This window comes from Undibacterium sp. Di27W (assembly GCF_049340345.1).
Taxonomy (GTDB): domain Bacteria; phylum Pseudomonadota; class Gammaproteobacteria; order Burkholderiales; family Burkholderiaceae_D; genus Undibacterium.
In genome coordinates this window covers 76,734-88,862 of the sequence record NZ_JBMPOS010000008.1, presented here as the reverse complement: position 1 = coordinate 88,862, position 12,129 = coordinate 76,734, and the positions used below count along the sequence as shown (strand labels likewise).

The following is a 12,129-nucleotide window of genomic DNA, read 5'->3' as shown; positions in this document are numbered from 1 at the left end:
AGCACCGGAGCAAAGAATGAAAGTCGAAAACCTGAAAATCTCGCAACAAATCGGCCTGGGCTTTGGCCTGCTCCTGCTGATCATGGCCATTGTTGCCATGATAGGTATCAATGGCATGAGTAAGTCTAATGCAGCCTTGCATCATGTGGTCGACGTCAATGTACAAAAGATTCATCACCTGGAAGAAATGTCCAAATCCGTGCACATCGTTTCACGGGTGACCAGGACGATAGCCTTGCTCAATGACGAAGCCCAGGCGAGTGAGCAGCATAAGAAAATTGATGCAGCCAGAGCTAACTACAACAAGGCATTTTCCGCACTTGAAAAAATGCCGCTGGATGATACTGGCCTCGCCTTTGTCACCAAAATCAAGCAAAACCAGCAAGCCGCAAGGACGCTCAATGACAGTTTTTTAACCAAGGCAAAAGACAATAAAGAAGAAGCAGTCGCATTTTTAATGAAAGAAGTGATACCCGTCAATGGCTTGTGGCAGGACACCATACAAGAATTCATCGACTTGCAGGAATCCAAGAGCAGCAAGGATGAAGCCAGCGCCCAGGAAGCTTACCAGACCTCCATGATCGCCATGATCAGCGCGACGGCCATCGCCATATTGCTGGGCATAGGCATTGCCTGGAATAGCTCACGCGCCATTACCATGCCTATCAGGCGCGCAATAGCAGTGGCACAAAAAGTGGCAGAAGGCGATTTGACCAGCGAGATTGAAGTCAGTGCAGAAAACGAAGCCGGTCAATTATTGCGGGCACTCAAGACGATGAATACCAACCTGGTCCACCTGGTGGGGCAGGTACGGATAGGCACTGACACCATATCCACGGCCTCGGCTGAAATCGCCTCTGGCAACCTGAACCTGTCTTCTCGCACAGAGTCACAAGCCAGCTCGCTGGAAGAAACCGCTTCATCGATGGAAGAACTGACTTCCACCGTCAAGCAAAATGCCGAAAATGCACACCAGGCCAATCAGTTGGCGATCTCGGCGACTGATGTGGCGGTACAGGGTGGTGCCGTGGTGGCGCAAGTAGTCACCACCATGGGTGACATCAATGCCTCATCCAAAAAAATTGTCGACATCATCAGTGTGATTGATGGCATTGCCTTCCAGACCAATATCCTGGCGTTGAATGCGGCAGTCGAGGCGGCCCGTGCCGGCGAGCAGGGACGCGGTTTTGCCGTTGTGGCTTCTGAAGTGCGCAATCTGGCACAGCGTTCAGCTTCTGCTGCCAAGGAAATTAAATTGTTGATCAATGATTCAGTCGAAAAAGTTGGCCAGGGCAGCCACCTGGTCAATCAGGCAGGCACCACCATGGACAGCGTGGTGGCCAGCATCAGAAACGTCACTGACATCATGGCAGAAATCACGGCAGCCAGTAGCGAACAAACCTCAGGCATAGAACAAATCAATACCGCCGTGACACAAATGGATGAAGTCACCCAGCAAAATGCTGCCCTGGTTGAACAAGCCGCCGCAGCAGCAGGGGCCATGCAAGAGCAGGCTGCCAATCTGGCGACCCTGGTCCAGCAATTCAAAATCAGTGCACATGGTGCGCCTGTATCTGCCCCTACACGCCTGACCCGGCCAGGCATAGCCAGCAAGCCTGCGGTCGCCAGGCAGCGTGCTGGCAGGGCGAATATCAAGATCGTCTCTTCATCAGGTTCTGCGCATGCCCTGGCGGATAAATGGGAAGAGTTTTGAGTCAGTATTGGATATCAGTGCAGCGACGCGGTAATGTAGACCGCATACATCGCTGTTGGCAGGGGGGCAGATCGGGATATCTGCAACCCTGTTTTTTTTGATTTTTAGAAAATAAGAGCATGCGCGATTATCTCTCTATGACCCTGCAAACCACTGGCTTACCCGCGCCAGCGGGGGAGCCTGTCAATAGTCAGCAGAGTCAGCCGAATCAGCCGCATCAGCAGAGCCCGGCCTTGCCATTCAAAGCATTGCTGGAGATGTACCTGCCCCAGGATAATACAGATGCCTCGGCACCCGCCTTGCCCAGACTGCAAACTGCACAAATGAAAATCTATCAGCAAGCCCGGCTTGATTTATCTGCACAAATCACGCACGAGATGACTGCCCGGCAAGACGGCGACCATGGGGACGGCAAGTAAACTTTTTCGGCCAGTCTCTACAAGGTGAACACAAAGCGCGCTGCTGACGTTATCATATGTAAAACAGCTTGTGCCCGAAATATTGGAAATAGAGTCATACAGGTCAAGCCCTCATAGACAAGACAGCCAGCTGCGCGGGAGATTCATGGGATTCTTCGATTTATTCAAATCCAGGCCATCGACACACAAGTTTGCCCAGATCGTCATCAAATACGCCCGTAATCAGGGTATCGCCCATACCATGCATTTTGATGAAGCCGAATTCCGCCTGATCGTCGGTGAGAGTGGCTCACACGTCCTGAATCTGCACAATGCCTATCGCGACTATTGTGCGGCAACCAAAAACCAGCGCGATGAAGTCTTGCTGAAATATACCGCGGGTTTGCAGCTCAGTGGCATACCTGACGATTTTGCCAGTGCCAAAGAGCATCTCATGCCCAGCCTCAAGCCGCGCGGTCAGGGCGAGTACCTGCGCCTGACTGCGCTGATACAAGACAAGGACATCGCCTACCAGCAAGCCGCACTCCCCTTTGGTGAAGATGCCATGCTGATGCTGGCCTATGACACCGAACATTCCATGGCCCTGGTCAACCAGAGCAATTATGAAAACTGGAACATCAGCATAGAAGATGGTCTTAAAGTAGCGCTGGACAATTTGCGTGACCGCACCAACGATCATTTTATCGACCTCGGTGAGGGTGTTTTTGCCGGTGTCTGGGAAGATGCTTATGATTCTTCCCGCATCTTGTTGTCTGACCTGATTTACCGCGCAGGTTGCGGCAGCGACCCGGTGATGATGGTCCCTACCCGTGGCCGTCTTTTGCTCTGTACCGCCAACAGCAATAGCGCCCAATTGCGAATGCTGGAACATGCGCAAAACTGCATGGAGCAGGAAGGCCGCGTAGTCTCGGCAGGCATGTATAAACTTAAGGATGGCAAGCTCATCAGCCATACCCCGGCCAATGCCGATGTGCTCGAGAGCCTGAGGAATTTGCAAATCGCACAAAGAGCAGAAGACTATGGCTCGCAAAAAGAATTGCTGGAAGCCCTGCATGAAAAAAATGGCGAAGATATTTTTGTTCCCAGCTATACCGTACTCAAAAATAATGATACCGATAAACTGACTTCACTCTCCACCTGGACCCAGGGCGTGGTCTCGCTGCTACCCAGGACCGACCTGGTCGCCATGGTCACCCCCAGTGGCCAGGAAGGTGAATACACCAGCAAGATACTCAGCTGGCAAGACTTGCACAGCATCGCTGGCGCACTCTTGCAGGTAGTGGAGGGCTATCCTGAGCGGTTTCTGGTAACGGGTTTTCCTGAACAAGACCAGCTTGACGGTGCGCCCGAATCGACCTTGTGATTGCATAGGCCAGTAGGGTGCGTTGTAACGCACCGCTTTATATGTCGACTTCTTAGCTTGTTTTGATGTTGCTGCGGTGCGTTATAAGGCCCTGTAAGCGCTTATTGCAGTCCGCCAGCCCCAATACCAGATCTCTTGCGCTTACTACTTATCGGCCTAATCTCCCATTCAATCCTTGATTTTGACATTTAGTCAGATAGCAGATGCGTCTGCAAAATCGTTTGCTTATAGTGCGATCCTGTCAATCAAATCCATGCTAGCTGGGCTTGAATGACCAACTCTATATTCAACAATATGAGCAAATAAGGGGACTTATGATAAGCACAGAAATCAATGCCGGCCTCAATAAAACTGTCTGGCATCAAAAACTTTTGCAGTACACCCTGGTGAAATTCTTGTTGGCGGTATTGATCGTCGGCAGTGTGCAATTTGTATCGCGCAAGCTGATGTCACAATTTTTACCAGGGCCGGATTGGGTTGTCTTTCGCAATATGGCTGCCATGACACTGGGTTTGCTGAGTTATGCATTTTATGTGCGTCTGATAGAAAAACGCCGCGTCACTGAGCTGGCGACGTTTTCTGCCTGGAAGGAGTGGTTGCTGGGCCTGGTCATGGGGGTCATGTTGTTCGTCCTGGTGCTGGGTAGCTTGTCTTTGTTGGGCATGTTCCATATCGATGGCTACAATGATCCCAAAGTCATGCTCAAGTATCTGCCCATCTTTGTGGTGGTCGCGGTGATGGAAGAATTATTTTTCCGTGGCATGATTTTCCGCATGATGGAAGAATCAATGGGTAGCGTAGTCGCCCTCCTGATCTCGGCGCTGGCCTTTGGTTTTGCCCATGCTTCCAACCCTGGTGCCACGCTGTTCAGTTCTATCGCGATTGCCGTGGAAGCAGGTATTGCCTTTGGGGCCGTGTTTATGCTGACACGCCGCCTGGCGTTTTGCTTTGCCATGCATTTTTCCTGGAATTTTACCCAGGGCGCAGTATTTTCCGTGGCAGTCTCCGGTACGGATAGCAAGGGCTGGTTGCAAACCCATATGACAGGCCCGGACTGGCTTACCGGTGGTGCCTTTGGCGCTGAGGCATCGGTGCTGACGGTTTTCCTGGCAGGCATGATGGGGGTAGTCTTCCTGTATCTGGCCTGGAAGAAAGGCCAGTTCAAACCAGCTTTCTGGGAAAAAACCAAGGCAGTTTAAGGCAATAAAGTCAGGTCAGGGCGGGTTCATAGCTTGCCCTGAGCTTCTTCGAAATACTGTTGCATATGCCCCATCTCTGCATGCAGCCAGTCTATGAAGTGGCTGACCTTGACTGAGCGGCTTGGTGCGGTGACGATGCGATAGCAATAGCGTGAACTGAGCTGCATGTCAGCCAGTCTCAGCAGGCGACCCTGTTGCAAATCCTCATAAGCGATGGAAGCAGGGAGCAAGGCCACACCCTGAGCCGCAACAGCCGCCTGCACCAGCAATCCCGCATGACTATAATTTTGCGCAAAGTCATGGGGCTGTTCCAGCAGCCCATGGTTTTGCAGCAGGCGTATCCAGTTTTCCGGGGTGGCTTCATAGAGCAGGGGATAGCGCAATAAGCGTTTTAGCACGGGCGGCTGGCGCAAGCGCCTGTCACTGTCATTCAACAAGGCCGGGCTATACGCCAGCAGCAATTGCTCGCGCCATAGCAAGTTGCCACTGTCTGCTGCGACATATTGTTGATGGCGGATGGCGATATCGCACTGGCCCTGTGACGGGTTAACCAAGGCATCATTGGAGTCTATGCGTATATCCATATCCGGATGCAATTGGGTATAGCGATGCAGACGCGGCACCAGCCATTTCATGGCGAAGGAATGAGTGCAGGAGATGCGCAAGCTGTCATTGCTACTATCTTCGCGCAGGGCAGTTACCTTGATATGCAAATCAGCTAGCAAATGGCTGACGGTGCTGGCCAGTTCGCTGCCTTTTTCGGTGATGCTCAAATGTCTGGCATATCGCTCGAACAAGGCAAAACCCAGCAATTGTTCCAGCTGCTTGATATTCTGGCTGACCGCTGCCGGTGTCTTGTGCAATTCATGCGCTGCCAGCTTGAAGCTACACCAGCGGGCAGCACATTCAAAGTCCACCAGCAGTGACAGATTACGTAAAGGGTTTTTCATTTAGAGATAGTTTTACTTGCTCATGGCATCAGAATTAGTCGTTTGTTTCGAATGGCAATTGATCGCATCATTCATCCATGAAAAAAATGAGGATGAATGATGCATAAGAATATCTTGATTATAGGTGGTACACGGTTTTTTGGAAAACAACTGGTCAGGCGCTTGCTGGAACAAGGCCACCAAGTCAGCATCGCCACCCGCGGCCAGGCTGCCGACGAATTTGGTAATGCCGTACAACGCCTGCGGGTGGACAGGCGCGATGCGAGTGCCATGCAGGCCATGTTCACCCATGCCAGTTATGATCTGGTGTATGACCAGATGTGTTATAGCCCGCTGGATGCGGCAATTTCCCGCTCTGTATTTGCTGGCAAGGTCGGGCGTTACCTGATGTCGTCGACCATAGAAACTTATCGTCATCTGATTGCTGCTATCCAGCGCCCGTTGCGCGAAGATGATCTTGATTTGCGCCAGGTCCGACTTGACTGGGGCTACCCCTGGCATGACCCTGCTCTGGCTGAAGCCAGCTATGCTGCTGGCAAAATGCAGGCAGAGGCTGTGTTGTTGCAAGATCAGCTTTTGCCCGTTGCCACCCTGCGTATTGCCCATGTATTGGCCGCACAGGATGACTTTACCGGCAGGCTGGCCAGCTATGTGCGCCGTGTACAACAAGGCCTGCCCCTGCAGCATTTGCCAGCGGCAGGCCGCTCGTCTTTCTTGAATGTAGAGGCAGTAGTCGATGCCATGTTGTGGGCTGGCCAGGCTGATTTCCTGGGACCAGTGAACCTGGCCTGTTCTGGTGAGATGTCGGCACCGCAATTGCATGAGCGCATCGCCCGCTTGCTGGGCCAGCCTGGCTTGCTGCAGCCAGCTTCACATGGCACGGCAGCATCCAGCCCTTTTGATTATGCCCATGACTATGTTATCGATACCAGCCTGGCCCGCACACTGGGTCATGATTTCCCTGCGCTGGATAGCTGGCTCGATCCACTGATACTCAGCTTGCAGGCACATATGCAGGGCAGCGATATGGGAGTTCCACATGCTTGAGACCATCAATTTCCCCGGCTTTATCCTGGCGGCCAGCCTGGTCATCATCTTGCCTGGCCCGGCTACCCTGCTGGTGGCAGAGCTGGCCAGACATTCCTTGCGACGGGCGGCAGCCGCAGTGGCTGGCATAGTCCTGGGTGATATTGTCTTGATCAGCTTGTCGGCGGCAGGTTTTGCCCTGCTCATGCAAGGCCTGCCCTGGCTAATGCCAGCCTTGCGTTTGCTGGGTGCGGCTTATTTACTGTATCTCGGCATGCAATTATTGCGCCGCCCTGCCGGGGCTACACTGCGGGCAGAGCCTGGGCATGCCGGTTTCTTGCGTGGATTGCTGATCACTGTCAGCAATCCCAAGCCGGTATTGTTTTTTTCCAGTTTCTTTCCCTTGTTTCTTCCGGTGGCACAAGACCAGGCAGTGCCAGGTTTTATCGTGCTGGGCTGTGTGTTTGAAGCCATTAATCTGCTGTATTTTATTGTCCTGTGCAGCTTGCTGCATTGGACAGGTAAGCAAGTGACAAATCAGGCCTGGCTACCCGCCGGTGCCATGCAAAAAATCTGTGGCTGTGGATTGATTTTATGCGGCGTGGGCCTGGTCTGGCAGAGGTGAATAGCATGGGGGGAAGCTCAGGCCTTAACTGACTACCTATACAGATTCCCTTTCATGCAGCATATTGACTTACCTGTCGCCACATCTGGTGGCCTGCAAGCATAGGCGCTAATGAATTTGGCCCAGCCCGGATAATGCGTCAGACTTGATTCAGAGCCAAGATCATACAGTTTAAGGAATTAATTACTCTATCAAATTTCCTCGTGCCACTGAATTTTTTCCGCACCGTTCACTGCTAAAATGTTTATTTATTGACAGCTGGCACGGTATAAAACCTCAGGGAGTTTTCATGACGGTAGTGACGATATGGCAGGGAGTGGAAGCGGGCAGATATGTCGTTAAATTGTTTTCAGAGAGCCTGCCTGCCTCGAATTCAATTTATATGAAATTTTCCTATACTGCAGCACCGCTGTCGTTTAGTGAAATCAAGTTTGCAGCTTCGTCCAGTAGCTCGGATTCAAGCGCGATTGTTAACGGCCTGGGGACAACTGAAATCAGCGGACAGTTCAGCCTTGTTCCTGCCGGACAGCCGTTTGCCACCCTGGTTTTTTCAGGCGCTGGGAATGGTAACTTTGATCTGAATTTTTCCACCTTGAGTTTGAATGGGCAGACACCTGCCTATCTTGATCCGCCTGCCCAGGCATTTTCTATTATCAATATACCAGATGTCTTGAATATACTCTTGAATGAAGACGGCTACTATACGGCTTATAGTGGGAGTTTCAGTCCGCTGACGTCTTATTTTGAAACAAAACTCTCGATACTGAAAGAACCTGCACATGGCAAGATCTATATCGACTCCTATTCGCAGAATAACTATAATTATGTTCCTGATCAGGATTTTTATGGCGTAGACAGTTTTAAAATTTTTGCCAGCGATGGTAAGAATCAGAAAACCACCACCTTTGTTGCTACCGTGTTACCCGTCAACGATGCGGCTAAGGGCACAGTGTCAGTCAGCGGTGACAAACTGACCGGTACCACAGTGACAGCAAGCAATGACCTGAGCGACCCCGATGGCATGGGTGTGGTGCAATATAGCTGGCAGAAAAGCAGCGATGGTACTAGCTGGCTTGATATTCCTGGCGCCAATACGGACAAGCTGAACCTGGCAAGTGATTTGTCCGGCCAGGCAGTAAGGGCAGTGGCCCATTACAAAGACCAGGCGGGCGTCAATGAAAGCGTGGCCAGCAGGTTGTACCTGGTCAATCCGGGCGCACCCCCCAAAATAATCACGGGTACGCCAGCAAATGATCTGATCAATAATACGCAAGATGCTGAATTGGTGGACGGCGGCAGTGGCCGCGACACCTTTGTCTATGCTGGCGCACGCGCCGACTATGCGATTACACAAAATGCAGCTGGCTTTAATGTCCAGCTCAAATCCCAGCAAGAGGCCAGTGACACGCTCAATCACATAGAACGCCTGCAATTTTCTGACCGCAATGTGGCACTCGACATCGATGGAAATGCAGGGCAGGTGTATCGTCTTTACCAGGCTGCTTTTGGCCGCACCCCAGACCTGGAAGGTCTGGGTTACTGGATCAAGGATATGGATCAGGGAAGCAGTCTGACCAGCGTGGCTGCTGGTTTTTTTCAGTCTGCAGAATTCCAGAAACTGTATGGCAGCAATCCCTCCATCAGCGCATTACTGAATAATCTTTATCAAAACGTCTTGCACCGCGCTCCTGATCAGGCTGGCTTTGAGTATTGGAATACCCAGTTAAGCAAAGGCCAGATCAGCGCGGCGGGCGTCTTGGCCAGTTTTTGTGAAAGTGCAGAGAACCAGGCCCAGGTCATAGGCAGCATCAAAAATGGCATAGACTACCAGGTCTGGGCTGGATAAAACTTAACCCGGAAAAAACGCGGCATGCCGCGCTTGCCTGATCGGCGTCAGCATGCATCAGCAAGGCCCGGGTTCTGTTTCATTGCATGCTGAACCGGGCTGGTTTGGCATGCATGATCAAGCGTGCGACCGGCCTGCTTAAGCAATTAGGCAAAGTACCACGTTTGGCTTTAGAATGAGATTACACTGATTTGCTGTATCGCTCGACTGCATCTCTCAACCGCTTCTCTCAACGATTTCTCTCAACGACATCTATCCATGCGCCAGCCTATCCCCAGTATCTTGTTGACCAGTTTCTTGATGACTGCCTTGCCTGTCCTGGCTGGCGAACCAGGCAATTTGCCAGTGAGCATGCAATTGACTCGCATTGCCGCAGACAAGTGGCGCGCTGATTATAAATTTGCTGAGCCAGTGACATCGCTGGAATTTGAAAAGGTCGGTGATTTTCGTGCTACTGCCTGGCAGCCTCTGACTGCGGGTGTGCGTTTGCAGGAAGCTGAGCAGACTGAGCGCTATCTCAGCGATAAGCCCATCACCGAGTTCAGTGTGCAAGTCAGTGCCTATAACAAGTTTTTGCCCAAACACTATGCGCCCAATAATCGTTTCAGCGATGGCGGTGCGGCACTGTATATGGGTTTCTTTGATGGTGCCGTGTATCAAGCGGGGCAAGGGAGTAAAAGTCGCGACATGACACTCACCGTCAGTTACAGCGGGCGTGCCGGTGAAACGGTGATTCCTACGCCCAGCTATGCAGACCCGCAAAAAAGCTTGCAGTCCTATGCTTATTTTGGCCCGCAAAAACCGCTGTCTGTCGGTGTTGCCAAGCTCATCATGGATCCGGCCACACCCGCCTGGATAGCAGAGGTTTTGCTGGCAACAACCAGTAAGGCATCCACTTATTTTGCCGACACCTATCAACGCCCCTTACAGCGAGAATTGATACTGATGGTTGCAGTGGTTGAGTTTGAAAGTTCTGGCTTTTCCATGAAAGGCGGCGCCACTAACGGGCAAATTACTTATCGCCTGAGTGGCAATGGCCTGCTCAAGGATAGCCCCAAAGCGCGCGACATGGTCAAGCGCGTGGTCACCCATGAAATGGCACATATCTGGCAAAACAATGTCAGCCGCGGTGGCATAGGTGAAAGTGCGCCCTGGATACATGAAGGCGGGGCCGAGGCCATGGCCATGGATGCCTTGCAAAATACCGCTTTGTGGACGGCAGAAAATGTCAATGCTTACCAGACTGCTGCTATTGCCCGCTGCGACAAAGTCAGGGATCAACCGGCAGCTTACGATTATTTCTATGCCTGCGGCTTAGAAAATTTCATGCAACTCAAGCTGGCATCCCCAGTCATCTGGCGCGGCCTGATGGCAGAAACAGAAAAAACCGGGCAGACTTATTCAGAAGCCATGGTGGACAGTGTCAGCCAGCGTTTGCGTCGATGAGTTTTCATACTTGCGGGGGGAGGGCATGGAAATCAACAAGTTGATATTACTGAGCCTGTTATCGCTTAGTGGGCTGGCACAAGCAGAAGTCATAGAGACCGTTAACTATGTCACCTACACCGTCAAGCCTGAAGCCGGTACTTCCTTATCCAGGGCCATGATTACGGCTAGCCCTATCACTGAAGGCGATAAGAAGTACCGCGGCCATACCCAATGGGATATGCACTGGAACTACACCTATGACAAGGCCAGTGATCTGCGCACCTGCAAAGTCAAAACTGTCAGCGTCAGCTTGAAAGCGACGATTACTCTGCCAGAACTCAGCAGCAAGGACGACAAGCTGATTGCGCAATTCAAGCAGTATCTGCCAGCCTTGAAAAAGCATGAACTTGGTCATTTGCAGATCGCGCGAGAAGCCGCAAAAAAGATAGAGCGCAGTCTCCTGGCTCAGCCAGCACTAGCTAGCTGTGAATTGCTCAAAACTGCACTCAATGCAAATGGCAGGGCACTGACGGAGGAGGCGAAAATCCTGAATGTGCAATATGATGCGCAAACCCGGCACGGCCAGACCCAGGGCGCATTTCTACCCGATTAAGCCGGTTTTGCGTGAGTGTCAAAATATTGTGAGCAAATGCAAGTTTGATTTGCTGCTCACCCACATGCTGCTATCGTCAGTATTATCTCAAACGTATTACTTCAAAAGTATTACCTCAAAAAGCCAACATCATGAGCACTATCAGTCATCAGCAAGCCCTGGATAAACTGGCCGCCCGCCAACTGGTACAAGTCATAGAAGACGATGTCGCCAGCCTGACCTCCCTCGCCATGAGCTATGCCAGGCATGACAAGCAATTGACGGTGCAAACCTATGTCTTACCCCCGCTTTTGGCGCGCTGGAATTGTATCCTGCAAGGACCTGCCGAAGAAGTCAGCGCGGCTTACAAGGATAAAACCGCACTGGCAATGGCACTACTCTTGCACAAGCATGGCATGGCTGAACCTGCATTGACCCAACTGGCTCTGCAAGCCATCGATAATCTGAATGCCGCCGTTGCCCTTAGCGATGCTTTTTTCAGGGATACCGATGCCATCAAGGATTTATTGAACAGCCTGCCAGTGGCCCTGAAAAAACGCCCCTCCACCAGGGATAATCTGACATTCTTGCGTGCACAGGATGTCATTGCCATACAGCTGGAACAGTATTTCTATGCCGCCTATGTACATGAGATTCATGGTTTTAACGAATACCCCATCATAGAGTTATATGATGGGCGATTTGACAGCCGGCCAGACATGGCAGACTTGCAGGGATGTGCCGCCTGGGGCGAAACCTATAATGATGGCCTGACCCGCATCTCCATGCAGGCTCTCTGCGGCATGCGCCATGTCCCTGACCCTGCCAATCAATTCCATTTGATTGCCAGTGGCATCACCACTCCGCCAGACCGCGGCAGCTTGCGGCCACCGGTGGGCTTGTATGCAATGAGTGACTTGTTCCGTTTGCAGAAGGAGTTGCAAAAAGTAGGGGGCTAGCACACGCT

11 protein-coding genes are annotated in these 12,129 nt (G+C 51.7%); 10 read left to right on the top strand and 1 reads right to left on the bottom strand.

Annotated elements, in window-relative coordinates:
• Positions 1–16: 16 nt before the first annotated feature.
• The 4 genes from ACO0LF_RS16970 to ACO0LF_RS16955 all read left to right on the top strand — a co-directional run bounded on the left by ACO0LF_RS16970 (position 17) and on the right by ACO0LF_RS16955 (position 4,695).
• On the top strand, positions 17–1,714 hold the full coding sequence (locus tag ACO0LF_RS16970) for a methyl-accepting chemotaxis protein (RefSeq protein ID WP_423016033.1): 1,698 nt from the start codon (positions 17–19) through the stop codon (positions 1,712–1,714).
• A 119-nt stretch (positions 1,715–1,833) separates the two neighbouring features.
• Positions 1,834–2,133 (top strand): hypothetical protein, encoded by a 300-nt coding sequence (locus tag ACO0LF_RS16965; protein ID WP_423016031.1) that lies wholly within the window; start codon positions 1,834–1,836, stop codon positions 2,131–2,133.
• 145 nt (positions 2,134–2,278) lie between these two features.
• Positions 2,279–3,496, top strand: a complete 1,218-nt coding sequence (locus tag ACO0LF_RS16960; RefSeq protein WP_423016029.1) for a hypothetical protein — start codon at positions 2,279–2,281, stop codon at positions 3,494–3,496.
• A 314-nt stretch (positions 3,497–3,810) separates the two neighbouring features.
• On the top strand, positions 3,811–4,695 hold the full coding sequence (locus tag ACO0LF_RS16955) for a lysostaphin resistance A-like protein (protein WP_423016027.1): 885 nt from the start codon (positions 3,811–3,813) through the stop codon (positions 4,693–4,695).
• A gap of 26 nt (positions 4,696–4,721) precedes the next feature.
• On the opposite strand, the gene ACO0LF_RS16950 is transcribed toward ACO0LF_RS16955, so the two are convergent.
• The gene (locus ACO0LF_RS16950; RefSeq protein WP_423016025.1) at positions 4,722–5,645 is read right to left on the bottom strand and encodes a LysR substrate-binding domain-containing protein; all 924 of its coding nucleotides are present in this window, start codon (positions 5,643–5,645) and stop codon (positions 4,722–4,724) included.
• 96 nt (positions 5,646–5,741) lie between these two features.
• Between ACO0LF_RS16950 and ACO0LF_RS16945 the strand changes: the two genes are divergently transcribed.
• The 6 genes from ACO0LF_RS16945 to ACO0LF_RS16920 all read left to right on the top strand — a co-directional run bounded on the left by ACO0LF_RS16945 (position 5,742) and on the right by ACO0LF_RS16920 (position 12,121).
• Positions 5,742–6,692 (top strand): NAD-dependent epimerase/dehydratase family protein, encoded by a 951-nt coding sequence (locus ACO0LF_RS16945; protein ID WP_423016023.1) that lies wholly within the window; start codon positions 5,742–5,744, stop codon positions 6,690–6,692.
• Entirely contained in the window at positions 6,685–7,296 is a 612-nt protein-coding gene (locus ACO0LF_RS16940; RefSeq protein ID WP_423016021.1) for a LysE family translocator, read from the top strand. The genes ACO0LF_RS16945 and ACO0LF_RS16940 overlap by 8 nt, the downstream gene beginning before the upstream one ends.
• 289 nt (positions 7,297–7,585) lie before the next feature.
• Positions 7,586–9,142, top strand: a complete 1,557-nt coding sequence (locus ACO0LF_RS16935) for a DUF4214 domain-containing protein (protein ID WP_423016018.1) — start codon at positions 7,586–7,588, stop codon at positions 9,140–9,142.
• Between the two features lie 258 nt (positions 9,143–9,400).
• Positions 9,401–10,588: a basic secretory protein-like protein gene (locus ACO0LF_RS16930; protein WP_423016016.1), complete on the top strand. Its 1,188-nt coding sequence runs from the start codon at positions 9,401–9,403 to the stop codon at positions 10,586–10,588.
• Positions 10,589–10,613: 25 nt separating this feature from the next.
• Positions 10,614–11,183 carry a DUF922 domain-containing protein gene (locus ACO0LF_RS16925; RefSeq protein ID WP_423016014.1) on the top strand — a complete coding sequence of 190 codons (570 nt, stop codon included), beginning with the start codon at positions 10,614–10,616 and terminating at the stop codon, positions 11,181–11,183.
• A gap of 131 nt (positions 11,184–11,314) precedes the next feature.
• Positions 11,315–12,121, top strand: a complete 807-nt coding sequence (locus ACO0LF_RS16920) for a hypothetical protein (RefSeq protein WP_423016012.1) — start codon at positions 11,315–11,317, stop codon at positions 12,119–12,121.
• The last annotated feature ends 8 nt before the right edge of the window (positions 12,122–12,129 follow it).

Excerpts from the sequence above, each read along its gene's own strand:
- ACO0LF_RS16945 (WP_423016023.1), top strand. The coding sequence starts at position 5,742 with ATGATGCATAAGAATATCTTGATTATAGGTGGTACACGGTTTTTTGGA.
- ACO0LF_RS16935 (WP_423016018.1), top strand. The coding sequence starts at position 7,586 with ATGACGGTAGTGACGATATGGCAGGGAGTGGAAGCGGGCAGATATGTC.
- ACO0LF_RS16965 (WP_423016031.1), top strand. The coding sequence starts at position 1,834 with ATGCGCGATTATCTCTCTATGACCCTGCAAACCACTGGCTTACCCGCG.
- ACO0LF_RS16930 (WP_423016016.1), top strand. The coding sequence starts at position 9,401 with ATGCGCCAGCCTATCCCCAGTATCTTGTTGACCAGTTTCTTGATGACT.
- ACO0LF_RS16970 (WP_423016033.1), top strand. The coding sequence starts at position 17 with ATGAAAGTCGAAAACCTGAAAATCTCGCAACAAATCGGCCTGGGCTTT.
- ACO0LF_RS16955 (WP_423016027.1), top strand. The coding sequence starts at position 3,811 with ATGATAAGCACAGAAATCAATGCCGGCCTCAATAAAACTGTCTGGCAT.
- ACO0LF_RS16940 (WP_423016021.1), top strand. The coding sequence starts at position 6,685 with ATGCTTGAGACCATCAATTTCCCCGGCTTTATCCTGGCGGCCAGCCTG.
- ACO0LF_RS16920 (WP_423016012.1), top strand. The coding sequence starts at position 11,315 with ATGAGCACTATCAGTCATCAGCAAGCCCTGGATAAACTGGCCGCCCGC.
- ACO0LF_RS16950 (WP_423016025.1), bottom strand. The coding sequence starts at position 5,645 with ATGAAAAACCCTTTACGTAATCTGTCACTGCTGGTGGACTTTGAATGT.
- ACO0LF_RS16925 (WP_423016014.1), top strand. The coding sequence starts at position 10,614 with ATGGAAATCAACAAGTTGATATTACTGAGCCTGTTATCGCTTAGTGGG.
- ACO0LF_RS16960 (WP_423016029.1), top strand. The coding sequence starts at position 2,279 with ATGGGATTCTTCGATTTATTCAAATCCAGGCCATCGACACACAAGTTT.